Annotated in this window: 33 protein-coding genes; 30 read left to right on the forward strand and 3 right to left on the reverse strand. The window is 34.8% G+C overall.

The features are described from left to right. Positions 1–93 precede the first annotated feature (93 nt). The 11 genes from ACYSNQ_RS03805 (at position 94) to ACYSNQ_RS03855 (ending at position 7,063) form a co-directional block, all read left to right on the forward strand. Positions 94–891 (forward strand): hypothetical protein, encoded by a 798-nt coding sequence (locus ACYSNQ_RS03805; RefSeq protein WP_426081481.1) that lies wholly within the window; start codon positions 94–96, stop codon positions 889–891. Positions 892–951: 60 nt separating this feature from the next. Next, a complete protein-coding gene (locus tag ACYSNQ_RS03810) occupies positions 952–1,152 on the forward strand; it encodes a hypothetical protein (RefSeq protein ID WP_426081482.1) in 201 nt (66 codons plus the stop codon). A 230-nt stretch (positions 1,153–1,382) separates the two neighbouring features. Then, positions 1,383–2,078 (forward strand): hypothetical protein, encoded by a 696-nt coding sequence (locus tag ACYSNQ_RS03815; RefSeq protein ID WP_426081483.1) that lies wholly within the window; start codon positions 1,383–1,385, stop codon positions 2,076–2,078. Between the two features lie 452 nt (positions 2,079–2,530). Further along, positions 2,531–2,833 carry a VOC family protein gene (locus ACYSNQ_RS03820; protein ID WP_426081484.1) on the forward strand — a complete coding sequence of 101 codons (303 nt, stop codon included), beginning with the start codon at positions 2,531–2,533 and terminating at the stop codon, positions 2,831–2,833. A 62-nt stretch (positions 2,834–2,895) separates the two neighbouring features. Continuing rightward, positions 2,896–3,030, forward strand: a complete 135-nt coding sequence (locus ACYSNQ_RS03825) for a hypothetical protein (RefSeq protein WP_426081485.1) — start codon at positions 2,896–2,898, stop codon at positions 3,028–3,030. A 98-nt stretch (positions 3,031–3,128) separates the two neighbouring features. Continuing rightward, the gene (locus tag ACYSNQ_RS03830; protein WP_426081487.1) at positions 3,129–4,127 is read left to right on the forward strand and encodes a hypothetical protein; all 999 of its coding nucleotides are present in this window, start codon (positions 3,129–3,131) and stop codon (positions 4,125–4,127) included. Positions 4,128–4,220: 93 nt separating this feature from the next. Beyond that, complete coding sequence (locus tag ACYSNQ_RS03835) at positions 4,221–4,526, forward strand: hypothetical protein (RefSeq protein WP_426081489.1); 306 nt, start codon at positions 4,221–4,223, stop codon at positions 4,524–4,526. Positions 4,527–5,307: 781 nt separating this feature from the next. Continuing rightward, positions 5,308–5,868 carry a hypothetical protein gene (locus ACYSNQ_RS03840; protein ID WP_426081490.1) on the forward strand — a complete coding sequence of 187 codons (561 nt, stop codon included), beginning with the start codon at positions 5,308–5,310 and terminating at the stop codon, positions 5,866–5,868. 22 nt (positions 5,869–5,890) lie between these two features. Next, on the forward strand, positions 5,891–6,019 hold the full coding sequence (locus ACYSNQ_RS03845; RefSeq protein ID WP_426081491.1) for a hypothetical protein: 129 nt from the start codon (positions 5,891–5,893) through the stop codon (positions 6,017–6,019). A 463-nt stretch (positions 6,020–6,482) separates the two neighbouring features. After that, the gene (locus tag ACYSNQ_RS03850; protein ID WP_426081492.1) at positions 6,483–6,797 is read left to right on the forward strand and encodes a DUF2089 family protein; all 315 of its coding nucleotides are present in this window, start codon (positions 6,483–6,485) and stop codon (positions 6,795–6,797) included. Next, positions 6,794–7,063, forward strand: a complete 270-nt coding sequence (locus tag ACYSNQ_RS03855; protein ID WP_426081493.1) for a hypothetical protein — start codon at positions 6,794–6,796, stop codon at positions 7,061–7,063. The genes ACYSNQ_RS03850 and ACYSNQ_RS03855 overlap by 4 nt, the downstream gene beginning before the upstream one ends. A 261-nt stretch (positions 7,064–7,324) precedes the next feature. Here ACYSNQ_RS03855 and ACYSNQ_RS03860 read toward each other — a convergent pair whose 3' ends face one another. After that, positions 7,325–7,969 (reverse strand): histidine phosphatase family protein, encoded by a 645-nt coding sequence (locus ACYSNQ_RS03860; protein ID WP_426081495.1) that lies wholly within the window; start codon positions 7,967–7,969, stop codon positions 7,325–7,327. A 448-nt stretch (positions 7,970–8,417) separates the two neighbouring features. Between ACYSNQ_RS03860 and ACYSNQ_RS03865 the strand changes: the two genes are divergently transcribed. The 3 genes from ACYSNQ_RS03865 to ACYSNQ_RS03875 all read left to right on the forward strand — a co-directional run bounded on the left by ACYSNQ_RS03865 (position 8,418) and on the right by ACYSNQ_RS03875 (position 11,129). Next, complete coding sequence (locus ACYSNQ_RS03865) at positions 8,418–9,389, forward strand: alpha/beta fold hydrolase (RefSeq protein ID WP_426081496.1); 972 nt, start codon at positions 8,418–8,420, stop codon at positions 9,387–9,389. A 237-nt stretch (positions 9,390–9,626) separates the two neighbouring features. Beyond that, positions 9,627–10,331: a hypothetical protein gene (locus ACYSNQ_RS03870; protein ID WP_426081497.1), complete on the forward strand. Its 705-nt coding sequence runs from the start codon at positions 9,627–9,629 to the stop codon at positions 10,329–10,331. A gap of 60 nt (positions 10,332–10,391) precedes the next feature. Beyond that, a complete protein-coding gene (locus ACYSNQ_RS03875; RefSeq protein WP_426081499.1) occupies positions 10,392–11,129 on the forward strand; it encodes a hypothetical protein in 738 nt (245 codons plus the stop codon). A gap of 406 nt (positions 11,130–11,535) precedes the next feature. On the opposite strand, the gene ACYSNQ_RS03880 is transcribed toward ACYSNQ_RS03875, so the two are convergent. Beyond that, positions 11,536–11,874, reverse strand: coding sequence for a helix-turn-helix domain-containing protein (locus tag ACYSNQ_RS03880; protein ID WP_426081500.1), 339 nt, complete (start codon positions 11,872–11,874; stop codon positions 11,536–11,538). A gap of 395 nt (positions 11,875–12,269) precedes the next feature. Between ACYSNQ_RS03880 and ACYSNQ_RS03885 the strand changes: the two genes are divergently transcribed. The 8 genes from ACYSNQ_RS03885 (at position 12,270) to ACYSNQ_RS03920 (ending at position 18,108) form a co-directional block, all read left to right on the forward strand. Next, positions 12,270–12,509, forward strand: a complete 240-nt coding sequence (locus ACYSNQ_RS03885) for a hypothetical protein (protein WP_426081501.1) — start codon at positions 12,270–12,272, stop codon at positions 12,507–12,509. Positions 12,510–12,511: 2 nt separating this feature from the next. Continuing rightward, the gene (locus tag ACYSNQ_RS03890; RefSeq protein WP_426081502.1) at positions 12,512–12,952 is read left to right on the forward strand and encodes a hypothetical protein; all 441 of its coding nucleotides are present in this window, start codon (positions 12,512–12,514) and stop codon (positions 12,950–12,952) included. A gap of 15 nt (positions 12,953–12,967) precedes the next feature. Beyond that, positions 12,968–13,171, forward strand: a complete 204-nt coding sequence (locus ACYSNQ_RS03895) for a hypothetical protein (RefSeq protein WP_426081503.1) — start codon at positions 12,968–12,970, stop codon at positions 13,169–13,171. Positions 13,172–13,260: 89 nt separating this feature from the next. Next, on the forward strand, positions 13,261–15,495 hold the full coding sequence (locus ACYSNQ_RS03900; protein WP_426081504.1) for a hypothetical protein: 2,235 nt from the start codon (positions 13,261–13,263) through the stop codon (positions 15,493–15,495). After that, positions 15,495–15,746 (forward strand): hypothetical protein, encoded by a 252-nt coding sequence (locus ACYSNQ_RS03905; protein ID WP_426081505.1) that lies wholly within the window; start codon positions 15,495–15,497, stop codon positions 15,744–15,746. Before ACYSNQ_RS03900 ends, ACYSNQ_RS03905 begins: the two co-directional genes overlap by 1 nt. A gap of 76 nt (positions 15,747–15,822) precedes the next feature. After that, positions 15,823–16,572, forward strand: coding sequence for an ATPase (locus tag ACYSNQ_RS03910; protein WP_426081506.1), 750 nt, complete (start codon positions 15,823–15,825; stop codon positions 16,570–16,572). Next, positions 16,569–16,841, forward strand: coding sequence for a hypothetical protein (locus ACYSNQ_RS03915; protein ID WP_426081507.1), 273 nt, complete (start codon positions 16,569–16,571; stop codon positions 16,839–16,841). The genes ACYSNQ_RS03910 and ACYSNQ_RS03915 overlap by 4 nt, the downstream gene beginning before the upstream one ends. Positions 16,842–16,947: 106 nt before the next feature. Beyond that, positions 16,948–18,108 carry a replication initiation factor domain-containing protein gene (locus tag ACYSNQ_RS03920; RefSeq protein WP_426081509.1) on the forward strand — a complete coding sequence of 387 codons (1,161 nt, stop codon included), beginning with the start codon at positions 16,948–16,950 and terminating at the stop codon, positions 18,106–18,108. A gap of 118 nt (positions 18,109–18,226) precedes the next feature. Here the strand turns inward: ACYSNQ_RS03920 and ACYSNQ_RS03925 are convergent, their stop codons facing one another. Beyond that, positions 18,227–18,565, reverse strand: coding sequence for a helix-turn-helix domain-containing protein (locus ACYSNQ_RS03925; protein WP_426081500.1), 339 nt, complete (start codon positions 18,563–18,565; stop codon positions 18,227–18,229). 395 nt (positions 18,566–18,960) lie between these two features. On the opposite strand from ACYSNQ_RS03925, the gene ACYSNQ_RS03930 reads away from it, so the two are divergent. The 8 genes from ACYSNQ_RS03930 (at position 18,961) to ACYSNQ_RS03965 (ending at position 24,799) form a co-directional block, all read left to right on the forward strand. Further along, a complete protein-coding gene (locus ACYSNQ_RS03930; protein WP_426081501.1) occupies positions 18,961–19,200 on the forward strand; it encodes a hypothetical protein in 240 nt (79 codons plus the stop codon). 2 nt (positions 19,201–19,202) lie between these two features. After that, positions 19,203–19,643, forward strand: coding sequence for a hypothetical protein (locus ACYSNQ_RS03935; protein ID WP_426081502.1), 441 nt, complete (start codon positions 19,203–19,205; stop codon positions 19,641–19,643). A 15-nt stretch (positions 19,644–19,658) separates the two neighbouring features. Further along, a complete protein-coding gene (locus tag ACYSNQ_RS03940) occupies positions 19,659–19,862 on the forward strand; it encodes a hypothetical protein (protein WP_426081503.1) in 204 nt (67 codons plus the stop codon). Between the two features lie 89 nt (positions 19,863–19,951). Then, entirely contained in the window at positions 19,952–22,186 is a 2,235-nt protein-coding gene (locus tag ACYSNQ_RS03945; protein WP_426081504.1) for a hypothetical protein, read from the forward strand. Then, complete coding sequence (locus ACYSNQ_RS03950) at positions 22,186–22,437, forward strand: hypothetical protein (protein WP_426081505.1); 252 nt, start codon at positions 22,186–22,188, stop codon at positions 22,435–22,437. Before ACYSNQ_RS03945 ends, ACYSNQ_RS03950 begins: the two co-directional genes overlap by 1 nt. Positions 22,438–22,513: 76 nt before the next feature. Beyond that, positions 22,514–23,263, forward strand: coding sequence for an ATPase (locus ACYSNQ_RS03955; protein WP_426081506.1), 750 nt, complete (start codon positions 22,514–22,516; stop codon positions 23,261–23,263). Next, positions 23,260–23,532 (forward strand): hypothetical protein, encoded by a 273-nt coding sequence (locus tag ACYSNQ_RS03960; RefSeq protein ID WP_426081507.1) that lies wholly within the window; start codon positions 23,260–23,262, stop codon positions 23,530–23,532. The genes ACYSNQ_RS03955 and ACYSNQ_RS03960 overlap by 4 nt, the downstream gene beginning before the upstream one ends. Before the next feature lie 106 nt (positions 23,533–23,638). Next, positions 23,639–24,799, forward strand: coding sequence for a replication initiation factor domain-containing protein (locus tag ACYSNQ_RS03965; protein ID WP_426081509.1), 1,161 nt, complete (start codon positions 23,639–23,641; stop codon positions 24,797–24,799). The last annotated feature ends 83 nt before the right edge of the window (positions 24,800–24,882 follow it).

Raw genomic sequence — 24,882 nt, forward strand, 5'->3', positions numbered from 1 at the left:
TCAAAATGTAATGCTGAAAGATGATCAACTGTTATTAGAAACTCAGAATAATGATTTCTTACTAAAAAATATGATTAAAATTGAGGTGTATTCGTGAAGAATGAATTATTAAAAAAAATCAAAGAAGAAATTGAAAAATCTGGATATCCAACTGAACTAAGAACAAACAAAAAATTTCAATCAAAATATTGGCAAACAACAGAAAATTCTTATTATATTGACCAAGACGAAAATAAAGGAAGAGAAATTGATCTAGAAGCCCATAAGAGTAAGAGTAGTAAAAATTCAGATAAAATAACTGTTTGGTCAAAGTTATCCGTAGAAATAAAAAAGAGTGAGAAGCCTTGGGTCATTTTCACATCAAATAAAAAACGTTTTGATACTGGTGGATATGGGTTATTAAATCATAAGCATAATATTAATAGAGAGCTTCTTTCCTATGAGGATATAATGAAGGAACACCCGTCGAGTTCTTTTAAACGTCTAGGACGCAGTGAATTTATTCCTTTCACGAAAGGGAGTCCACAAATTTTTGATTCTCTTTTATCATCTGTAAAGTCATGTATAGAGGTTCATAGAAGTGATTCAGACCACAAAGAAGCGGCCAGCGAAAATTCTTTTGATATCATATTTTATTCTCCTTTGATCGTTGTAGATTCACGTCTATTCGAGTCTCATTTAGAAGATGATGGTGAGATAACCATTGATGAAACTGAGCATATCGTTTATAGCTTCAATTACGCTTCTCCAAACTATCAATCGAAACAATATCTTGTCGATGTGGTCACTCTTTCCGGACTTGAAAATTATTTAGAAAAACAAAACTCATGGATTGATTCTATGTTTAATATATTGAATACTAAAATTCGCTCCAAAAATCTGAATAAGTAAGACATATTATTTGTTATTTATTCTATGCGATAAGAAGATCTGAGGCGAAGCATAGTATCAGTGGAATTGAAAATAGCTTCTCAAAAAGGATCAGAAAGTGGTGGAGTAATGCCAAAAGAGTATTCAGTAGTTTTAAATTGTAGGAAGACGATTGTAGTTAAAGCTGAAGATGAAGACGAGGCAATGGAAATAGCATTAGATGAAGCTGCTGAAGTAGCTGAATTAGATTGGGAATGTGATAGTGTATCCGAGAAGGAATGATTTTCCCAAAAATGATAGTTGAAGGAAGTCTAAATAAATGTATCTTTTAAAAAATGATTTTGTTGCTGATAATTCGGATACAGTAAACAAAGTGAGATAACAAGAATTAAAGGACTGTATCAATGAGTTGGTGCTTAGTTAAGCAATAGGAAGGTAGCGAAAAACTAACTTGTCAGTTATCATATATTTTGTTAAAATTAAATTGTTATAAATAATTGGAGGGAAGTATTATGAAAAAAAGATTGTTTGTTGGAGTATTGTTTAGTGCAATGATCGTGATTGGAGGAATTGGCTTACGTAGCAATGTGCAAGCTGCAGACAAAAAAAACTCTATCAAAAGTGAAAATGTAAATTATTATTACAAGGCAGATGTAGCATTCAATAATTTTGTAGATGAACCTACAACACTAACGGTTAATCATTACGTGGATAACTATACAGGGAAATATAATTTGTACAAACAAGAACAATATTTTGATTTAAGTGGTGGCAATGGAAGTATGGATGGTGGCTTATGGTTTGATCCAAAAGAACATTACCTTGACTTCGGTTATACTGAGTGGAGTCCGACATTTTCTCACACTAATTTGGATTCAGAGGATATAATATATTTACAGGATAATCCAGAAATAAAAGTAATAAATTATTATTACAAGGCAGATGTAGCATTCAGTAATTTTGTAGATGAACATAATAAATATGAACCTACAACACTAACGGTTAATCATTACGTGGATAACTATACAGGGAACTATAGTTTGTACAAACAAGAACAGTATTTTGATTTAAGTGGTGGCAATGGAAGTATGGATGGTGGCTTATGGTTTGATCCAAAAGAACATTACCTTGACTTCAGTTATACTGAGTGGAGTCCGACATTTTCTCACACCAACTTGGATTCAGACGATATTATAGCTGTTGAATAATCAATTTGTTTTTAGGGGAAACTGGTCGGCTTTTGCAGACGGAGATCAACCAGGTAAACAGACTAAAAATATGAATAATAGTAAAGCTTCAGGAATCAATGTGATCCTGAAGTTTTTTTAGGTAATTGACCAATGATTATTTCTAAAATCATACAATCACTTTTCAAAGTAATCATTTTTCAATTGTAGCACCCTACTTGATTCAGTATCATTCTGAAAGAAAAGATGGAGAAGTGAGAGATAAGTCGCTGAAGGAACCAATGCGGACGATAGATGCTTCCAATCATTGTGGGCTAGTATCTGCGTTTATCTGTAAGCATTATGGAGGGAATTACTCCAGAGCTGACAGCTCAATGAGCCGCTGCATACAATTACGCAGGTAGATTATAATACACTTGTAACAGCTCATTTTTGAGCTGATATTAATAGAGAAAAACATATAGCAGAACTGAATGGATTCTTGTGATTTTTATGAAAAATTTTTCGAGAAAAAGGTACTTGTTTGTGCTGATATTTATAGTGTATTTGAGATAGATGGATTTCGATTAGGCTTATTTGCATATAAGAAAATGAATGAGAAGCATATCTTTGGCAGTAATTGTTTACCAAGTATTGAAGTGGAGAACCTTCAAACATTAGAAAACAAAATTAAAGATTTAGACTTGTGTTTTCCTTTAACTAAAATAGGAAATAACTGGGTAGTGGAGTTTGTTGACAGCGAAGGAAACCATATTGAATTAACAACAGAGGTTTAAAGCATGTAGATAGATCAGTGGATGAGGTGTCTCAAAAAGGATAGAAAGTGGAGAGACCTTAAATGATAAAAAAGTGGATAGAAGGCAGACAGATTAGACAATTATTTTTAGCGAAAAATGATAACATTTATTTAAGAATAAGACGTAACAAGAACAGAATAAAAAAGGCTGAACAAAGTCAATCAACTTCTTTTTAAAAGTGAAATTGAGGAACTAGAGGAAGAGAACAAACTTTTACAGTCAGAACTAGAAGTCTTTTTATAGTAATTTCAAAAATGATTAGTAGGAGGACCGCATGGAAGAGTACAAGCAAATTTACATATCTTTAGAAAATGAAATAAGGGAATTAGCCTATTCAATTACACTAAGTGAGAAACAGAAGAAAGTCTATTCTCCTAGAATTGCTGATTTAGTTGTAAGGGCTGCTGGTTTGCTAGAATCTGCTTTAAAGTATTTTTATGAGAAAAAAACTGGGGAAAAACCAACACACTACGATAATCCCAAAGTGATTTCCAAATTGAAACTAAAAGATAAAGCAATATATATTCACTGGAATTTGTATCAGTTTGACAACAGGATTTTTATACCATTTAGAAAAAATGAAGAAAAATGTAATATTAACGTGGCTGTGAATGGAAATTTAAAAATGAATTATGGTTGGAACAACGCATATCAAAATTTAAGACATGATTTTATTGATTCTATTCCTATTTTTGGGAATTTGTACTATCTATTTGAAACAATGACAGCTCTTTATTTAGTTTTAGATATAGGATATTCGTCGAGCATGTTTTGTATTCCAGTGGAAAAAGAAGATGGGGAGAGTGGTTGGTACGGATGGATTGGAAATGAGTATGGTAATGCTATAACAAGAACACTTAGTATTTCTGAAAGTGAAAGTAAACAACTGATGTCTGTAAAGTATCCTCTCAAAAAGGATCAGAAAGAAGGAACTTTAGTGGATAATACAGAGTACACAGAATATATAAAAGTAAATTTTCCGTTTTCCAAAGAAGACTATTTTAATGGGAATGGAGAAGGTTGCTGGGTATTGGTAACAAAAGATACTAAAGAGAAACATGATAGTGATGTCTTAGAGGGTATGTATCGAGGTGTATTATCAAATGATAGTTATTACTATCCGGAACTTAAGGTTGGATCTCGGGTTCTATTTAACATGAGGGGAAGTAAGCGACCAGTTGCTGATTGGGGCTTTCTCGCTGGGCTAGAAAAAATATCGGAACAAAATAAAATGGAGCTTATTGGTGCAGTTCTCAAAAAAGATAACGAATGAATGTGAAGAGGAAAAAGGAAAGAAGATGAAATTAGTGAGTAGATTAAACATGAAAAATGCTTTTATTAAACACAAAAAAAGTGGATTGGACTTATGATATTTTTAATATTAGTCTCCATGATAGCTAAATTTTCAATAGAATATGTGAAATTGGATCTTGAAAGAGAGAAATATAAGCGAATCTCTATTATGTATGAAGCATTCCTTCCAGAAAAGATGCGAACAGCGGTAACTCTAGAAGAGATTATGGTGAAATATGAAAAAAATGGAAAAGGAGTTTTTGATGTTTACACAGAATTTTTTAGAAGGTATAAAGATGACATTCCAGAGGGATATCTATATGAACCATTTGTAGATGAATATGATGCTTGGATGTGGAAAGATTTGTTGTTGCCATAGATTTGTTGGATAACGGAATCAGTCGGCGGGAAGGCAGCCGTAAGAGCAGGTAGATGTACAGAAATCAGTGAACGTGAATTTGAATGAACTATCAAAAAGGATTAGAAAGAAGATTTCCAAATGAATGATTCTGAAGCAATTGAGTTAACAAATAAAAAAGCAGAAGGGAGGTATGATTATGGGATTAAACATATGGGAAGTAACAATCGGTGTAGTACTTGCCTATAGTCTAATAATATTAACACTAGGATTGATAATCATTTTGTTAGTTTCAATTCTGTTATCAATTGTTATAATAGAGTGGAAAGAACTAGTGGTGAAAAGGATATTAAGCAAGAAGAGTATTCAAAACTGAGATTAATAAAGGAAAATTGGTCGGAGTTAGGAATGCAGATATACGGATGCAAACTGATAAAGGTTTATGTAGCTGCTTAAGGTCAAATACTAATGGATCAATGTATAAAGGATTGAAAGAGGTAAAGAGTGAAAGATAATAAGAAGAAAGAAGATTTGCCAATTGGTAAAATGATTATAGGTATGGTTATGTTAATTTTCAGCCCGGTTATCATTGGGTTAGTAGTAGTGATTGCATGGGCTATATACGCTACGTTGAGTACGAGATGGTAGTTCTCAAAAAGGATCTATTCAAATAGTTCAAACGGAAGAGAGGCTTTTGTGATCAAAATATCTGTTAAGTTTAAAACCCAAAAACAGCAGAACAGCAACAAACAACTTCATATCATATATTAGTATTTACGAAAATTTGAGAGGAAGAGTAAAATTGATAAAAAATGTACAAGAGAATATTGAAGCAAGAGTTATTGAATTAGGCGGAAAATGTCACTTTGATAATAAGTCTATGATAAGCAATTTGGAGAACATTGTTTTTTCTGAATCTTATCTTTTTGGTGATTTTGAATATTATTTACAGGATGACATTTATAAGAAATTAAAGGAAGGAAAAAATATTTCATATTCAGATATTCCATATCCTCGTATACAATATCAGACAAAATTATTTACGCCATTTAAACATGGAACAGAGGACCATAGAGAATTTGGTGATCTTGACAAGAACGTGATAAGAAAGGTTATTAATGAAGAATTTCTTGAATTTATAATAATTGGTGAGACAGACAGCTTTCCAAATTTTTATTTTGTATGTTGTGCTGATAAAGATATGAAAAACCCTGTTGTATATAGTACTGACCATGAATCTTTTTTTACTGAGATTGAGAAAGCAGGAAGGTTAGAAGATTTCTTTGCTATGCTAGTTAGTGAGAAAGAATATATTCTTAGAATAAATAAGTTATCAGGTAGCTTACAATCAGAAAAAGACTGACATTATAGTGAAGTTTTTGATTATGATGAAGGCAGCAATGGTAATCCTGGTTTCAGCATTAGTTTCTGGCTTGGCAGCAAATACAATTGTTCAAGATGAAAACTTTACACCTAGAATTTTAGAAAAATTAGTTCTCAAAAAGGATCAGTAGTTGGAACCAATCAAAATGAAGTTATTTGAATTATAGACAGTAATTAGCTGATTTAGTGCCATGATTTTGAAAATAGAAAGTAGGTAAACCAGCTAAATCGTTGTTACTAAAAAGAGGAGGGGGAAACTATTAAAAAGTTTGAACACGAGATCTTGAACTTAATAGATTCCAAAGTAGAGGGGCCATACTGGGATTTCAAAAAAATGGCATGATGATAAAGGGGCATTACTACATGATATTATGTGCATGGCAAATAATCTAGAGGACAGAGATGCATACATTATCATTGGTATTGATGAAGAATCTGATTTTAGTATAGCTTCTACGGTAAATGACAATAATCGGAGGTGTTGTCTATTTTTTAAATAAAAGTAGGAAGGTTGTCTCTAATTAAGAAGGCTTTTTTATTGTTGACTTTAATAATATTAAAGATATAATTAATATTATTAAATACATTGTTGAGGTGATTATTATAAATATTGAAGATGTACCTAATTGGTTCTCGTCTTTAGAAAGTGAAGATGCAGAATTTGTGAAAAACTTTATTTTAAAATCGGGCAATATCAAAGAGGTAGCAAAATTCTATGATGTATCATACCCTACCGTTCGTTTAAGGTTAGATAGGCTGATCCAAAAAATTCAAATCAATGATAAGAGAGATGAGCAACCATTCAGATCTTTTATTAAGGAATTAGCTGTAGATGAAAAGATTGACCTTAATATCGCAAAAATAATTATTGAAAAATATGAGAAGCAAAGCAAGGAGGAAAATGTGTGAGAACTTTAGTTGTTTTTGTTATTATTTTTTTATTGATTGCCGTTCAATATCAACTAGGTTTACATCAGAAAAAGATAGTGGGTTCTTTTTTACCTATTCTTTTCCTAGTAGTATCTGGTTGGATGTATCTTGCTGATTCAACTAATTTTTCGTTAGCAGTATTAGTTGCTCCGATAGCATTTATTGGTGTGTGGTATAAAGGATATCTGAATTCTAAAAAAGAAAATCAAAAGAGAATTGACTTGATGAAAGCTAAAGACTTGTGATGGTATCATTTGGATTTTTCGAATTTAAGCAAAGTCCGTCTTTCACAAAACGATTGTTAGAGGGAAGTAGGAAATTACCTTTTCTATTTGGAAGTAAAAAAACGCATGATTTAGTAACCGTACCATTAAAAAACTGGAAATGTAGATATCCAGTTTTTTAATGGTTATGGACACTGCGAGTATATAAATAAATATCCAGATGAGTATTTAGAAAAGATTTTTTGTATATAGTGTTCCTTAGCAGTAGGTGTATCATGCTTATTATGTAAGGATAGAAAAATTTTTGCCATCCCACTTAATAGTAATAATATCGACATTTTTGATTTTAGGTCTTTTTCGCAACATTTCTTTTGAAAACAAATACAACAATGTTTTAATAGTAAAAGCGTGAGTAACAATCAGGACGTTTGGATTATTCAAGTGAATAAAATTATCAGCTGTATCTTTGAGAAAACTTTCCAATCTATCCGTAATCATATGAAACGGTTCAACCATACCTGTTGTGTCGGATTTATAAATAATCTCATGAACTTCCGGCAGACGGAAATTAAGTTCTGCAAAATCATTTTGTATCTGTAATTCATTCATCATACTGGAAATAAATTTATCATTATTTTCTGCTTCCCAGCAGCCCAAACACCACTCACGGAGCCTTTCATCAGTAATAACTTGCAGTTCATTTTGCCCCTGTGCAGTTAATATGTTTTTTCCAGTCTGTAAAGCTCTGGATGTATCACTGGAAAATGCAGCCGAAAATTGGACATTTTTCAGTTGCAGTCCTAGTTGTGAGGCTGTTTGGATTCCTCTTTCAGTTAATGGGGAATCTGCCCAACCTTGTGCTTTATGTAAATAGTTAAGTAATGTTTCCCCATGTCGAGTAATATAGAAAGTAACTGTTGAATTCATGTTTTATCCTCCGAAATAATCCTATGTAATCGCTTCACCTTATCGGCAATAGTCGAACCAATAAATTATTAACATTGTACCAGAACCCCCCGCCCAAAACAACGCTAAAGTAAAAGCGTAACGGCGGGATATAGATATTAGAAGAAGAATATACACCTTTTGTTTCTCAACTTGGCGATGTTGAAGTAAAGCTGTCTTCAAATTCAACTGACTATGGATTTGTTCCGCTACTCTCGCTGGCTGGAAAAGAACATGTAGAACATTTGGATGTTGACTTTACAAATGAGCCTGTTGATTATGAAACACTCAAACAATATATCTAAAATTTTAGGTAAGAAAATGAAGCAATAAAAGTGGCTTTAGAAAATAATTGGGATTCTCAAAAACGATAGAAATTGATGATTCAGGTAAGAGAGTCAAAAAAAAGTTAGAAATGAGGACAAAAAGAGTGAAACAATTGAATGAAAAAATATTCATAGAAGTAAATGGGAATAAACAAGGGATGTTTATACAGAGTAAAAATATTGGAAATCCAGTATTACTGTTTTTACATGGTGGCCCTGGTTCCCCTGAAATAATGTTTACTCAAGAATATCCTACCGGCTTAGAAGATTTGTTTACGGTCTGTTGGTGGGAACAGCGAGGTAGTGGTATTTCGTACCGAAAGAATGTTAGTAGAGAGACAATGACGATTAATCAAATGATAGCTGATACACTTTTTGTGGTCAGCTACTTGCGTGAAAGATTTTCTAAAGAGAAAATCTTCATTATGGGACATTCTTGGGGAACCTTACTTGGAATATTAACTGTTCAAAAAAGTCCTGAACTTTTTCAGGCATACATTGGGATAGGCCAAATGAATCAACAAATAGAGTCAGAAAGGTTGGCCTATAAGTATATGTTAAATGAATTCCGTACTAGAGGTGATAAAAAAATGATAAAGAAGCTTGAGAAAGTACCAATCAATCAAGGGGCTAAAGTGGAGATTGCTTATTTATCTGTTAGAAATGCTGCAATGATGAAACTAGGTATAGGACTGATGCGACAATGTAGATCTGTGATGTCTATCGGAGGGATACTTATTCGTTTTAAAGGCTATAAATTAATGGACAAAGTTCGTTTCATGAAGGGAAATTCTTTCGCATTGAACTGCCTGTGGGATATAATACTACAAAAGAATCTTGAAAAGGAAGTACCTAGATTAGAAGTTCCAATTTATGTGCTACATGGTCAGTTTGATTATCAAGTTTCTTACAGTCTGTCGAAGCAGTTTGTAAAGAACATTAAAGCTCCAGTTGTTGGATTTTATACTTTTGAAAATTCGGCACATAGCCCCTGTTTTGAAGAACCAGAAAAAATGTGTCGCATTCTTCGAGAAGATGTTTTATATAATAAAACTGACTTGGCTGATAATTTATAGAAAGCCGGTATTTAGTTCTCAAAAACGATTAGTAGCTGGAACCGTTTAAGTGAAACTCAGATAGTGTTGGAAGAAGCTGCTGATGAATTAGATTAGAAATGCACAATGAACCTGTGGAGGAATGAGTTTCAAAGAAATTGATTGCATGTTCAGAAATCAAAGTATTAGGTAAGAAGATTAACATTATAAGAAATGAGGGGGAAAATTGAAAGCTTGGAAATACCAGGATGACTATTTTTGGGGGATAAAAGTAAGGTAATCGACGATATTATTAGTTATGAATATCGCAATTATATTGTTAGGCTACTGAATAAAAAAAGGTTTAAAAGAAATCTGGAAAATGATATTAAACTAAAGAGAGCTCCTTTTTTAGACGGAAAACAGAAACAAACCTCTTTTAAAGCATGGGAAGCTCTAATTATAGAAAATGAACAGCGTGTTATTCGTTTGAAACAAATGCTTGGGGATTTCAATTCGCTTTCAGTGGATGAATTAATGACAATACCTGTTGAAGTTATGGAGGTCAGAAAATATACAACTGATGTTTTTGATGTAGAGAGAAAGGAAATACCTGTAAAGAGAATAGTGGGGATCAATAGGTTTAAAGGCTACAATAATTGGGGGGATATTTTTCTGGATTTCCTTGATGGAAAGACTACTCCGACACTGAAAGTGGAAGAGAAACTCGATAAGTTAGTTAATCTATATATAAACGATTCCGAAAGTTTCGTTAAACTACTTAAAAACCCAGCTACAGAAACTCCTATTGCTAGTTATGATATAAACTCAGATAAATATTACATAACTTCAGGAGGGAGTCATAAAGCATTTTTAGCAAAATTGATTAATTTTGATACGATTACAGTCGATTTATCGCCAATCATAACAGTGGAACAAGGAGTTATGAAGTACAACTATTATAAAAGTAAAGGTTTGGTCTAAAAAATTTAAATTTGGAATTTCTCAAAAGGATAATATTGATAAATATATGGAGGAAATATGATGAATTATTGGATTTTTTTTCATAAAGCAAGTCAAAGAGAGGCTTACGTTTTTGATGAAAAAACAATTGTTTCAGATAAACTAGATGAAAAAAGCAATTGGTGTCCTTATATTTGGAGCAAACGATTCAGGGCTACAAATTGTAAAGAAAGTCATTTGATGAAAGCAAATACAAATGACATTATTTTTTATGTGATTCCTGAACCAAGACCCAAGAACATAAAAGGAACCTATGTTGGAAATTATTTTTACTGTGATTTAGTATTTATAGTAGATGAAAGACAAGAATTCGATAAAAACAATCTTCCACAAGTATTAGATGATCCTTGTTTGAATTATTTTCACTATAAATTAGGCAAAGAGCAACATAATAAACGTATTGTTAGGAATACCTTGATTGCCAAAGAATCTAGCTTTCAACCTCAGATTAATAATAAATTGGTTGACTTATTAACGTTTAAGAATCAAGGGTTGGAAGAAGAATTGAATAGTTTACATGATAAAGTGCGGAACGGTGCTCGTACTAATTTAGAAGTGGTTAACATTCAAAATGATTTTGGAGATAAGCTTTTTGAATTACTAGCAAAAAATGATGACATAGAAAAAGTAAAACCATATAATATTTTGGGAGATATAAATGAGAAAATTAGTATAAATAACCTAAGAGAGTTAAAGATATCTGATATATCAAAAATTTACAAAAAGAAGTTATCTTTTGATGCTTATGTCAAACATTGAATAAACCCGTTCAACATTAAACTGTCAAAAAAGTTAGTTCTCAAAAAGAATTAAGATGAAATATGGCTCTATTTAGAAAACCATAGGTTTAACTATAATCCATTTGATGAGTTAGAGACATATACAAATAAAATTCATGTGGAAATAGAGACGCTATTAGAAAGAATGATTATTGATTTAAATTTTTCTTTTCTTGATTAGCAACCTTTAAACAAAATATCGTTTTTTATTCATAAGTAGAGCAGCACATACAAGAAGCTTTCTTTATATGTGCTGCTTATTTTGATTGAATTAAAAATTTGGAGAGAGTGAGAGGTTGTGTTTTGAATTATTCGTTAATTATATTTTATCTAGTTTACATAATATACATTGCACATTTGAAATAAGAGCAGGGAAGACCCTACTCTTATTTTTTTTGTTTGATACGTTCTTGTATAGTGCGCAATTCCTCACTGACGGTTTCTAGATAGTTCATTAGTTCTTCTTCGCTATTCGTATCTAAATCTATTTTATTGTAAGGCGGAAAGTCAAAAAACTCTTTAACTGTTATATTTAGTCCTCGGCAAATTTGGTGTATTGTGTCAACCCTTGGCACACCTTGTCTATTTATAATAGAGCTTAAAGTAGATTGTCTGATATTTGAAAGCTGTGCTAAGCGATTTATCGTTATGTCTTTCTTTTCTAAATAGTAATATATTCTATCTTTGATTAATTCATGTTCATTTGTTTTTTCTGTATTTGACACGGAAACCGCTCCTTTCGTGTTCATTAACTTATTAAACTATATCAAATATTGATTAAAAAAGTTAGCTTTATAGCGTTGACATATAACGCAATAGTGTTATAATTTACTTGTTAACGCAAACTCGTTACTTTTTAACAAGAAAGGATATGACAAAATGAAAAAGTATAATGTTGTTTTCTGCATGCGTGATAATTGCTGGACTGGTATTGAGGGGCTTTCATTTGAAAAATGTATTGAATTTAGAAAAAAACTTGTATCGCTTCATCAGAATAAAGAGCATTGTATCGGCTTTTATATTGTTCCTTTCTCATAAAAGTTTTCTGGGAGTTTTTTGACAGTCTATTACACACTTTTAAGTGTTTAATATATATATCAATTAAGAAAGGGGAATGCTTATGTTTAAAAATACATCAAAATTAATTTATCGAGGCGTCGAGGAAAAAACAAGTAAAACAGGGAATCCGTATAAAATCGCAAGATTTGCTGACCCAGTTTCTTATCAGATTTTAGAATTTTTCTGTGACGACTCATTTGTTGCTACTGTGAAAGTAGAAGACCCTTGCACGGTCGAACTTAAGTGCGAAAAACGTGGTTATAATATGTCGTTTACTTGCCTTAGTGCTATGAGTGCTTAGTTATGAGCGAACTGAAAAAAGAAGACCTCCAGGCACTCGAAAACGATTTGAAGGCACTCAAAGAATTATACGAAAAGGAGCTTCAACGTGAAAGTTCTGAACGTACTACACAAGCTACTGAGGATTCTAAACAGTCTGAAATATCTAATACGGAGAAGGTAACGGAGAAAGAACAAGAACAGTCGTTTCGTGCTTCTGTGTTAGAAGCTCTAAGCAAAATAGAAAGTGCGGACAGTTCAGCTTCTGACGAATCATTGAATAAACTCAATGAAAATCTCGAGACCTTAATAGCGTATCAGGAAGAACAAGCACAAACAAATGTCAATCAAGATTGGTTGCTATCTTCTTTACTGGTAATTGGGCTAGTTGCTGTTTCAGGTTATGCCCTTTATAAGCTCGGTTCTTATATTGCCAGTAAAGTAATTTCAATAATTTTATATTAAAAGGAGGTTAAGCGTATGTTTGGTTTAATTGGTGCTATTACTATGCCAACTGCTCCGAAAGTTGATTTGTCTGAGCCTGTACAATGGGTTGTTGACTTTGCTTCTTCAATCTTTACGGATAATGCAATTGTTATCATTACTGCTGGTTTGGTTATTGCAGCCCTTTTTGCGGCTCCTAAAATCGCTAAGCGCTTCGGTAAATCTGCGATTAAAGGTTAATGTACTCATTTGAGGCTAGGCGAAAGCCTAGCCCTTTTCTATTTTATGAAAGGAGAAAAAAACATGATTGATCTAAAAAAAATAGGTAAGTGGATAGGTATAGTTTTTTTATTCTTGTTACTGTCTGTCATTGCGTTTTCATTTCTGCCGTTACTGTCTCTGCTGACGATTTACGGTCTGGAAATGATGTGGGTAGTGATTTATATAACGCTGATAGCGGTCTCCCTGAAAATATGCTGGATACTCCTGATTTGGGTATTCAAGGGCAAGAACCCGTTGCCGAATATGAAGAAAATCAAGAATATGCTCCCGAAGTCGTCCCGATAAGTCCGCCTTGGTTAGCCGATTCTGCGCTTTTTCAAGGTGCTGACGAGCTCGCAACGAGTGAGGACGGCTCGTCTTTGGAATCCCCTTCAATTCGTTCTAGAGTAGCCTTGGCACGAGCAACGTGGACGAATGCGTTCTTTTCGACGACACGTGGAGGACCTGCGAACGTTGCGTATATCAACGGCGCGTTTGACGGTTGGAACATCTATGCTTGGCACATGCCAAACGCTGAAAGTATTAATTTTGATTTGCTGTTGAGGGCGACAAAAAATAGTATCTTTGCGACAAATGCGAGAATAGACGACGTGAAAAACTCGACGACTAGTCGAATGAATAATATAGACGCTGGCTGGAATAATGCAGTAAAAAATTTACAGACAAATATTAATAACGTGAATTCAAAAGCGACTAGCCGAATGAATAATATTGATAGTTATTTACACAGCTCCGTAACGAGTTTACAGAATAATATTAATGCGTTGAATACGAAAGTAACTAGTCGAATGGATAATATAGACGCTGGCTGGCAAACAGCGGTTAAGAACTTGCAGAACAATATTAACGCAAATAGTACACGGATTGGAAACATGGATACATTCATGCATAGCTCTGTAACTAGTTTACAGAATAACATTAATGCATTGAATACGAAGACCTCGGAACGTATGGATAATATGGATAAATTTATGCATAGCTCTGTAACGAGTTTGCAGAATAATATTAATGCCTTAAATACGAAGACCTCCGAGCGAATGGATAATATGGACAGTTTCATGCATAGCTCTGTAACGAACTTGCAGAAAAATATTAGCGCAAACAGTGAAAGAATCGAAAATATGGATAGTTATATGCATAGCTCCGTAACGAATTTACAAAAGAACATTAGTGCGAATAGTCAACGAATGGATAATATTGATTCTTTTATTCACAGCTCTGTAACGAATTTGCAGAACAATATTAATGCGTTGGGTGTTATCTCATCCGCTAAAGATAGCGACCTTCAAAGTCAAATAGACGCGATTAAGACAAACGGTGGAACAAGTTGGTCTGACGTTGGTATTATTGCTGCTTTGCTCGCTGTTAAGGATTCTATTGACAAGTTCAAAATGTATTTTGAGGAGGACGGGGTATTTATGAAACTCCTTAAAGGACAGTTTGAAGGCTTAAAAGATTTGTTGAAGTCGCTGAGGATTTACACAGTCAATGACATAAGAGCTATTATAAATGATTACTTTTCTGCTGAGGACGGAAAGGGAACTGGAATTTTTTCAGAATTTCTTGATACGTTGTTGTACGGCATTAGGTACTCAATTGTTGAAGGATTCGGCGAAAGTTTAGATATGTTGTTGGATATTTTTCAAGCGTTAATTTCAACTATGCGGGGAATAAATGTTTTAATCGATTACGCTGAAACACTAACTAAGCTGGTCGATTTGCTAAAAGGTCGTCTGGATCTAATTCTTCAGTATCTCGTAAAGCTCATGAATAAAACATTTGATTTTGACAGACTAGAAGCATTGTTATCAAAATTGAGCTTTGGAAATATCGTAAACGAAGCTGGTTCAAACATTTGGGATTTTCTTAAAGAATTGATAGGGACATTAGGCTCTTCGCTTAAGGATATTCTTGATTTTCTAAACAATTTATTAGATAAAATCATAGCTCTAATAGTTCCCGAAAATCTTGATTTCCTTGACCATGAGTGGACGGGTGTTTCTGATAAGATTCAACTGAAATTCAGTTTCATTTTTGATTCAGTTTCAAGTATTAAAAATCTTTTCTCAGGCTCTCAAAAGTCATTTGAAGACTTAGACGTCGATTTCGGCTCTAGTCAGCTTGCTGGTAACACGATTGCGATAGGGACAGTTAAATTGCCAATGAGCCACTTGAATAAATTCCTTGCAGTTGTGAAGCCATTCGCCAACGGTGGGATATTATTATGGTTTTTAATTGACATGTATCGCTGGATACATGAAAGAAACGCGGTGGTTGAATAATGCTTTTAGAATTAGTTTTTAAGCTGATTTTTGGTTTAGTTGATATTGTTATCTCTTTAATTCCTACGTTTGATTTTGGCATAGATATGGGCATGTTGAACCCGCTTCGTGACCTGTTCGCTTTCTTAGATAATGCGGTCAGTGTTTCATTAATTTTATCGATATTGGGCTTATATATTCTAAGAGACAACTTCACGTTAATCAAAAATATTTTCTTTGCTGTCGTTCGAAAAATTCCATTTGTGAAGTAAAGAGATTCGCTCGCGAATCCTTTACTCACAATGAATTTTTAACGAATAAGAAAATTTAGGAAAGGAGAAATTGACCTTGAAAATATTTCAATTCATAAAATATAAAGCTGTCGATTCTGCTAAACGAATCAAGTTAATGCGTGCAGGCATTAAACCGTTTCAGGAATACGGCTTACGTTTGTACTCAGGCTGTCAAGGTAGCGGGAAAACGTCTAGTATGGTCGAGCAGCTCGAACGTTATAGAGCGCAATATAAAGACATATTCATAGCGACGAACTTCGGTTATCGATACGAAGATATGAGTTTAAGCACGCTGGACGATTTAGTTGACTTGCCGAAGCTGGTCAGGGAACAGGGGTATAACGGTCTTGTGATTGGCTGGGACGAGATTCAAAATGATTTTGACAATACAGTGCGTACATTTCCAGTAACGATACTGCGAACAATTACCCAGCAGAGAAAACAGGCAATTAAAATATTGGCGACAAGTCAGGTATTCACTAGAGTTGCTAAGCCTATCAGGGAACAGACTTTTGAGGTCGTTCAATGTCGTACATTGCTGGGGCGCTGGGTCTTTCAGAAATGGTATGACCCTGTCGAATATGAGTATTATATAGCGAATGCGAATAAAGATTCGAAGCTACCTGTCAAGTCAAAATATAACTATATTCAAACGGACGATATGAGAGAGTTGTATGATTCCTATGCGGTGATTGACAACTTATCTCGGCATCAGGAACAGCCGATTGAGGAACGTTTTGAGGAAGCTGTGAAAGTACGCAAACTCATTGACGATAATGAAGTTTTGTTGTTGATAGATTCATGATTACGCCTTATGATTTCGTGTATTTTGAACGGCTTTACAGCTATGAGGCGTTGAGAAATGAACGTGGATACTCGGAAGGTAGACAAGGCCGCATATTGCACGTTAGGCTACCTAAAACAAGTATGAAATTGAGCTTCATTCTTAATCATAAAATCGAACTGCCCGAACTGAAGAAAAATGCAAAGTTAGTTTTGACTGTTGACCTTTTTCACCGAGGAAAAAACAAACGAGCAGAAACGAAAATAATTGCTGTCGATTTATATGAATAATCAACGGTCAGGCGAATTGGGAAGGGACTTCCGAATTTGTCGGGCTGTTGCCTCGTCAAAGCGGTTGCGCTTGACGACTAAAACGGAGATAGGAAGGGCGGACAAAATGAAAAATTACGAGGAAATTTTCGCAAGTGGGGGGTCTAGTAACACCCCCCTACACTCTACATCTAGGAACCCTCTTGAGGCTTGCGTTGACTGGTTTTCTGTGACTTTTAAGGGAAATATTTTTTCGAATGGTTTATGCGATATGCTTCACCTGTCTGTTGACGATTTCGAATGTAAAAAACTTGCTGATTCTAACGAATATGAATATATGTATAAATTCGAGAACTTTATAACGGTTATGATTAGAAATGACAATCCGCAAGGCACAAAAAAAGCCCTGACACACTTGGACGTGAAAGGACAGGGCTGTCGGTTTTTAGAGAATAATTGGAAAGGTCTAACTTGGATTGATTTCTTTAATCTAATCAAATCAGCTTTCACAATTCATCACATAACACGTTTAGACGTAGCCATTGACGATTATGTGAATTGTTTAAATATTAACACATTACATCGTAAAATGCGACAAAAACATTTCAGAAGCAGTGCTGGCACTCGTTCATGGAGATACATTGAAAACGGAGATATGCAACATAAATCTGAAATTTCAGGACAAACTTTGTATATCGGTAAAGGTGACGTTGAATTTCGTTTTTATGATAAACTCGCACAACTCGTAAATTCTCAGGGTGTTGATTTAGACAAAAGTATTGATTTCTGGAATCGTTATGAAATCCAGTTAAGACAAGAACGGGCGCAAGTGGTCATGAATATGGTTGCTGCTGGTAACTTAGAAATAGGTGAGCTAGCTAAATCGATTATGGCGGAATACTTAGCGTTCTTAATTCCAAATAAAAGTGATTCAAATAAAAGTCGCTGGAAAGTGTGTGATTTTTGGTCTAACTTCTTAGGCGAAGTTAAAGGCGTACGTTTGACAATGCAACCGCTGGAAAAATCAGTCTATCGCACTAGAAGCTGGGTTGAAAGTCAAGTCTCGGTATCAATGGCAATTTTAGAGGATTGTTTTGGTAGTCAGTTCGTAACTAATATTGCTGAGGACGGGCGAAAAAGAATGACTAAACAGCACAAACAAATGATAAAGAGCTTTAGAGTAAATGAACAGGGAAAACTTGATTTTATTGAAAATGACAAGCTAGATCAAAAAAACAGGATACGTGAAGCATTTAATGAACGTGATTATCTAGAAAGCTTCGGTTAACTTTGATTGCTGACACCGTAGGTGACACATAAAGCCTATAGTGTCAGTATTTCATTAATTTACTAGTTTACATAATATACATTGCACATTTGAAATAAGAGCAGGGAAGACCCTACTCTTATTTTTTTTGTTTGATACGTTCTTGTATAGTGCGCAATTCCTCACTGACGGTTTCTAGATAGTTCATTAGTTCTTCTTCGCTATTCGTATCTAAATCTATTTTATTGTAAGGCGGAAAGTCAAAAAACTCTTTAACTGTTATATTTAGTCCTCGGCAAATTTGGTGTATTGTGTCAACCCTTGGCACACCTTGTCTATTTATAATAGAGCTTAAAGTAGATTGTCTGATATTTGAAAGCTGTGCTAAGCGATTTATCGTTATGTCTTTCTTTTCTAAATAGTAATATATTCTATCTTTGATTAATTCATGTTCATTTGTTTTTTCTGTATTTGACACGGAAACCGCTCCTTTCGTGTTCATTAACTTATTAAACTATATCAAATATTGATTAAAAAAGTTAGCTTTATAGCGTTGACATATAACGCAATAGTGTTATAATTTACTTGTTAACGCAAACTCGTTACTTTTTAACAAGAAAGGATATGACAAAATGAAAAAGTATAATGTTGTTTTCTGCATGCGTGATAATTGCTGGACTGGTATTGAGGGGCTTTCATTTGAAAAATGTATTGAATTTAGAAAAAAACTTGTATCGCTTCATCAGAATAAAGAGCATTGTATCGGCTTTTATATTGTTCCTTTCTCATAAAAGTTTTCTGGGAGTTTTTTGACAGTCTATTACACACTTTTAAGTGTTTAATATATATATCAATTAAGAAAGGGGAATGCTTATGTTTAAAAATACATCAAAATTAATTTATCGAGGCGTCGAGGAAAAAACAAGTAAAACAGGGAATCCGTATAAAATCGCAAGATTTGCTGACCCAGTTTCTTATCAGATTTTAGAATTTTTCTGTGACGACTCATTTGTTGCTACTGTGAAAGTAGAAGACCCTTGCACGGTCGAACTTAAGTGCGAAAAACGTGGTTATAATATGTCGTTTACTTGCCTTAGTGCTATGAGTGCTTAGTTATGAGCGAACTGAAAAAAGAAGACCTCCAGGCACTCGAAAACGATTTGAAGGCACTCAAAGAATTATACGAAAAGGAGCTTCAACGTGAAAGTTCTGAACGTACTACACAAGCTACTGAGGATTCTAAACAGTCTGAAATATCTAATACGGAGAAGGTAACGGAGAAAGAACAAGAACAGTCGTTTCGTGCTTCTGTGTTAGAAGCTCTAAGCAAAATAGAAAGTGCGGACAGTTCAGCTTCTGACGAATCATTGAATAAACTCAATGAAAATCTCGAGACCTTAATAGCGTATCAGGAAGAACAAGCACAAACAAATGTCAATCAAGATTGGTTGCTATCTTCTTTACTGGTAATTGGGCTAGTTGCTGTTTCAGGTTATGCCCTTTATAAGCTCGGTTCTTATATTGCCAGTAAAGTAATTTCAATAATTTTATATTAAAAGGAGGTTAAGCGTATGTTTGGTTTAATTGGTGCTATTACTATGCCAACTGCTCCGAAAGTTGATTTGTCTGAGCCTGTACAATGGGTTGTTGACTTTGCTTCTTCAATCTTTACGGATAATGCAATTGTTATCATTACTGCTGGTTTGGTTATTGCAGCCCTTTTTGCGGCTCCTAAAATCGCTAAGCGCTTCGGTAAATCTGCGATTAAAGGTTAATGTACTCATTTGAGGCTAGGCGAAAGCCTAGCCCTTTTCTATTTTATGAAAGGAGAAAAAAACATGATTGATCTAAAAAAAATAGGTAAGTGGATAGGTATAGTTTTTTTATTCTTGTTACTGTCTGTCATTGCGTTTTCATTTCTGCCGTTACTGTCTCTGCTGACGATTTACGGTCTGGAAATGATGTGGGTAGTGATTTATATAACGCTGATAGCGGTCTCCCTGAAAATATGCTGGATACTCCTGATTTGGGTATTCAAGGGCAAGAACCCGTTGCCGAATATGAAGAAAATCAAGAATATGCTCCCGAAGTCGTCCCGATAAGTCCGCCTTGGTTAGCCGATTCTGCGCTTTTTCAAGGTGCTGACGAGCTCGCAACGAGTGAGGACGGCTCGTCTTTGGAATCCCCTTCAATTCGTTCTAGAGTAGCCTTGGCACGAGCAACGTGGACGAATGCGTTCTTTTCGACGACACGTGGAGGACCTGCGAACGTTGCGTATATCAACGGCGCGTTTGACGGTTGGAACATCTATGCTTGGCACATGCCAAACGCTGAAAGTATTAATTTTGATTTGCTGTTGAGGGCGACAAAAAATAGTATCTTTGCGACAAATGCGAGAATAGACGACGTGAAAAACTCGACGACTAGTCGAATGAATAATATAGACGCTGGCTGGAATAATGCAGTAAAAAATTTACAGACAAATATTAATAACGTGAATTCAAAAGCGACTAGCCGAATGAATAATATTGATAGTTATTTACACAGCTCCGTAACGAGTTTACAGAATAATATTAATGCGTTGAATACGAAAGTAACTAGTCGAATGGATAATATAGACGCTGGCTGGCAAACAGCGGTTAAGAACTTGCAGAACAATATTAACGCAAATAGTACACGGATTGGAAACATGGATACATTCATGCATAGCTCTGTAACTAGTTTACAGAATAACATTAATGCATTGAATACGAAGACCTCGGAACGTATGGATAATATGGATAAATTTATGCATAGCTCTGTAACGAGTTTGCAGAATAATATTAATGCCTTAAATACGAAGACCTCCGAGCGAATGGATAATATGGACAGTTTCATGCATAGCTCTGTAACGAACTTGCAGAAAAATATTAGCGCAAACAGTGAAAGAATCGAAAATATGGATAGTTATATGCATAGCTCCGTAACGAATTTACAAAAGAACATTAGTGCGAATAGTCAACGAATGGATAATATTGATTCTTTTATTCACAGCTCTGTAACGAATTTGCAGAACAATATTAATGCGTTGGGTGTTATCTCATCCGCTAAAGATAGCGACCTTCAAAGTCAAATAGACGCGATTAAGACAAACGGTGGAACAAGTTGGTCTGACGTTGGTATTATTGCTGCTTTGCTCGCTGTTAAGGATTCTATTGACAAGTTCAAAATGTATTTTGAGGAGGACGGGGTATTTATGAAACTCCTTAAAGGACAGTTTGAAGGCTTAAAAGATTTGTTGAAGTCGCTGAGGATTTACACAGTCAATGACATAAGAGCTATTATAAATGATTACTTTTCTGCTGAGGACGGAAAGGGAACTGGAATTTTTTCAGAATTTCTTGATACGTTGTTGTACGGCATTAGGTACTCAATTGTTGAAGGATTCGGCGAAAGTTTAGATATGTTGTTGGATATTTTTCAAGCGTTAATTTCAACTATGCGGGGAATAAATGTTTTAATCGATTACGCTGAAACACTAACTAAGCTGGTCGATTTGCTAAAAGGTCGTCTGGATCTAATTCTTCAGTATCTCGTAAAGCTCATGAATAAAACATTTGATTTTGACAGACTAGAAGCATTGTTATCAAAATTGAGCTTTGGAAATATCGTAAACGAAGCTGGTTCAAACATTTGGGATTTTCTTAAAGAATTGATAGGGACATTAGGCTCTTCGCTTAAGGATATTCTTGATTTTCTAAACAATTTATTAGATAAAATCATAGCTCTAATAGTTCCCGAAAATCTTGATTTCCTTGACCATGAGTGGACGGGTGTTTCTGATAAGATTCAACTGAAATTCAGTTTCATTTTTGATTCAGTTTCAAGTATTAAAAATCTTTTCTCAGGCTCTCAAAAGTCATTTGAAGACTTAGACGTCGATTTCGGCTCTAGTCAGCTTGCTGGTAACACGATTGCGATAGGGACAGTTAAATTGCCAATGAGCCACTTGAATAAATTCCTTGCAGTTGTGAAGCCATTCGCCAACGGTGGGATATTATTATGGTTTTTAATTGACATGTATCGCTGGATACATGAAAGAAACGCGGTGGTTGAATAATGCTTTTAGAATTAGTTTTTAAGCTGATTTTTGGTTTAGTTGATATTGTTATCTCTTTAATTCCTACGTTTGATTTTGGCATAGATATGGGCATGTTGAACCCGCTTCGTGACCTGTTCGCTTTCTTAGATAATGCGGTCAGTGTTTCATTAATTTTATCGATATTGGGCTTATATATTCTAAGAGACAACTTCACGTTAATCAAAAATATTTTCTTTGCTGTCGTTCGAAAAATTCCATTTGTGAAGTAAAGAGATTCGCTCGCGAATCCTTTACTCACAATGAATTTTTAACGAATAAGAAAATTTAGGAAAGGAGAAATTGACCTTGAAAATATTTCAATTCATAAAATATAAAGCTGTCGATTCTGCTAAACGAATCAAGTTAATGCGTGCAGGCATTAAACCGTTTCAGGAATACGGCTTACGTTTGTACTCAGGCTGTCAAGGTAGCGGGAAAACGTCTAGTATGGTCGAGCAGCTCGAACGTTATAGAGCGCAATATAAAGACATATTCATAGCGACGAACTTCGGTTATCGATACGAAGATATGAGTTTAAGCACGCTGGACGATTTAGTTGACTTGCCGAAGCTGGTCAGGGAACAGGGGTATAACGGTCTTGTGATTGGCTGGGACGAGATTCAAAATGATTTTGACAATACAGTGCGTACATTTCCAGTAACGATACTGCGAACAATTACCCAGCAGAGAAAACAGGCAATTAAAATATTGGCGACAAGTCAGGTATTCACTAGAGTTGCTAAGCCTATCAGGGAACAGACTTTTGAGGTCGTTCAATGTCGTACATTGCTGGGGCGCTGGGTCTTTCAGAAATGGTATGACCCTGTCGAATATGAGTATTATATAGCGAATGCGAATAAAGATTCGAAGCTACCTGTCAAGTCAAAATATAACTATATTCAAACGGACGATATGAGAGAGTTGTATGATTCCTATGCGGTGATTGACAACTTATCTCGGCATCAGGAACAGCCGATTGAGGAACGTTTTGAGGAAGCTGTGAAAGTACGCAAACTCATTGACGATAATGAAGTTTTGTTGTTGATAGATTCATGATTACGCCTTATGATTTCGTGTATTTTGAACGGCTTTACAGCTATGAGGCGTTGAGAAATGAACGTGGATACTCGGAAGGTAGACAAGGCCGCATATTGCACGTTAGGCTACCTAAAACAAGTATGAAATTGAGCTTCATTCTTAATCATAAAATCGAACTGCCCGAACTGAAGAAAAATGCAAAGTTAGTTTTGACTGTTGACCTTTTTCACCGAGGAAAAAACAAACGAGCAGAAACGAAAATAATTGCTGTCGATTTATATGAATAATCAACGGTCAGGCGAATTGGGAAGGGACTTCCGAATTTGTCGGGCTGTTGCCTCGTCAAAGCGGTTGCGCTTGACGACTAAAACGGAGATAGGAAGGGCGGACAAAATGAAAAATTACGAGGAAATTTTCGCAAGTGGGGGGTCTAGTAACACCCCCCTACACTCTACATCTAGGAACCCTCTTGAGGCTTGCGTTGACTGGTTTTCTGTGACTTTTAAGGGAAATATTTTTTCGAATGGTTTATGCGATATGCTTCACCTGTCTGTTGACGATTTCGAATGTAAAAAACTTGCTGATTCTAACGAATATGAATATATGTATAAATTCGAGAACTTTATAACGGTTATGATTAGAAATGACAATCCGCAAGGCACAAAAAAAGCCCTGACACACTTGGACGTGAAAGGACAGGGCTGTCGGTTTTTAGAGAATAATTGGAAAGGTCTAACTTGGATTGATTTCTTTAATCTAATCAAATCAGCTTTCACAATTCATCACATAACACGTTTAGACGTAGCCATTGACGATTATGTGAATTGTTTAAATATTAACACATTACATCGTAAAATGCGACAAAAACATTTCAGAAGCAGTGCTGGCACTCGTTCATGGAGATACATTGAAAACGGAGATATGCAACATAAATCTGAAATTTCAGGACAAACTTTGTATATCGGTAAAGGTGACGTTGAATTTCGTTTTTATGATAAACTCGCACAACTCGTAAATTCTCAGGGTGTTGATTTAGACAAAAGTATTGATTTCTGGAATCGTTATGAAATCCAGTTAAGACAAGAACGGGCGCAAGTGGTCATGAATATGGTTGCTGCTGGTAACTTAGAAATAGGTGAGCTAGCTAAATCGATTATGGCGGAATACTTAGCGTTCTTAATTCCAAATAAAAGTGATTCAAATAAAAGTCGCTGGAAAGTGTGTGATTTTTGGTCTAACTTCTTAGGCGAAGTTAAAGGCGTACGTTTGACAATGCAACCGCTGGAAAAATCAGTCTATCGCACTAGAAGCTGGGTTGAAAGTCAAGTCTCGGTATCAATGGCAATTTTAGAGGATTGTTTTGGTAGTCAGTTCGTAACTAATATTGCTGAGGACGGGCGAAAAAGAATGACTAAACAGCACAAACAAATGATAAAGAGCTTTAGAGTAAATGAACAGGGAAAACTTGATTTTATTGAAAATGACAAGCTAGATCAAAAAAACAGGATACGTGAAGCATTTAATGAACGTGATTATCTAGAAAGCTTCGGTTAACTTTGATTGCTGACACCGTAGGTGACACATAAAGCCTATAGTGTCAGTATTTCATTAATTTACTAGTTTACATAATATACATT

This window comes from Enterococcus sp. LJL51 (genome assembly GCF_054871795.1).

What these genes read in the sequence shown, in the direction of transcription:
- ACYSNQ_RS03885 (WP_426081501.1), top strand. Translation starts at nt 12,270, where the DNA reads ATGTTTAAAAATACATCAAAATTAATTTATCGAGGCGTCGAGGAAAAA.
- ACYSNQ_RS03920 (WP_426081509.1), top strand. Translation starts at nt 16,948, where the DNA reads ATGAAAAATTACGAGGAAATTTTCGCAAGTGGGGGGTCTAGTAACACC.
- ACYSNQ_RS03820 (WP_426081484.1), top strand. Translation starts at nt 2,531, where the DNA reads ATGGATTCTTGTGATTTTTATGAAAAATTTTTCGAGAAAAAGGTACTT.
- ACYSNQ_RS03815 (WP_426081483.1), top strand. Translation starts at nt 1,383, where the DNA reads ATGAAAAAAAGATTGTTTGTTGGAGTATTGTTTAGTGCAATGATCGTG.
- ACYSNQ_RS03845 (WP_426081491.1), top strand. Translation starts at nt 5,891, where the DNA reads ATGATGAAGGCAGCAATGGTAATCCTGGTTTCAGCATTAGTTTCTGGC.
- ACYSNQ_RS03890 (WP_426081502.1), top strand. Translation starts at nt 12,512, where the DNA reads ATGAGCGAACTGAAAAAAGAAGACCTCCAGGCACTCGAAAACGATTTG.
- ACYSNQ_RS03930 (WP_426081501.1), top strand. Translation starts at nt 18,961, where the DNA reads ATGTTTAAAAATACATCAAAATTAATTTATCGAGGCGTCGAGGAAAAA.
- ACYSNQ_RS03895 (WP_426081503.1), top strand. Translation starts at nt 12,968, where the DNA reads ATGTTTGGTTTAATTGGTGCTATTACTATGCCAACTGCTCCGAAAGTT.
- ACYSNQ_RS03905 (WP_426081505.1), top strand. Translation starts at nt 15,495, where the DNA reads ATGCTTTTAGAATTAGTTTTTAAGCTGATTTTTGGTTTAGTTGATATT.
- ACYSNQ_RS03915 (WP_426081507.1), top strand. Translation starts at nt 16,569, where the DNA reads ATGATTACGCCTTATGATTTCGTGTATTTTGAACGGCTTTACAGCTAT.
- ACYSNQ_RS03825 (WP_426081485.1), top strand. Translation starts at nt 2,896, where the DNA reads ATGATAAAAAAGTGGATAGAAGGCAGACAGATTAGACAATTATTTTTA.
- ACYSNQ_RS03965 (WP_426081509.1), top strand. Translation starts at nt 23,639, where the DNA reads ATGAAAAATTACGAGGAAATTTTCGCAAGTGGGGGGTCTAGTAACACC.
- ACYSNQ_RS03940 (WP_426081503.1), top strand. Translation starts at nt 19,659, where the DNA reads ATGTTTGGTTTAATTGGTGCTATTACTATGCCAACTGCTCCGAAAGTT.
- ACYSNQ_RS03935 (WP_426081502.1), top strand. Translation starts at nt 19,203, where the DNA reads ATGAGCGAACTGAAAAAAGAAGACCTCCAGGCACTCGAAAACGATTTG.
- ACYSNQ_RS03950 (WP_426081505.1), top strand. Translation starts at nt 22,186, where the DNA reads ATGCTTTTAGAATTAGTTTTTAAGCTGATTTTTGGTTTAGTTGATATT.
- ACYSNQ_RS03875 (WP_426081499.1), top strand. Translation starts at nt 10,392, where the DNA reads ATGAATTATTGGATTTTTTTTCATAAAGCAAGTCAAAGAGAGGCTTAC.
- ACYSNQ_RS03860 (WP_426081495.1), bottom strand. Translation starts at nt 7,969, where the DNA reads ATGAATTCAACAGTTACTTTCTATATTACTCGACATGGGGAAACATTA.
- ACYSNQ_RS03830 (WP_426081487.1), top strand. Translation starts at nt 3,129, where the DNA reads ATGGAAGAGTACAAGCAAATTTACATATCTTTAGAAAATGAAATAAGG.
- ACYSNQ_RS03960 (WP_426081507.1), top strand. Translation starts at nt 23,260, where the DNA reads ATGATTACGCCTTATGATTTCGTGTATTTTGAACGGCTTTACAGCTAT.
- ACYSNQ_RS03835 (WP_426081489.1), top strand. Translation starts at nt 4,221, where the DNA reads ATGATATTTTTAATATTAGTCTCCATGATAGCTAAATTTTCAATAGAA.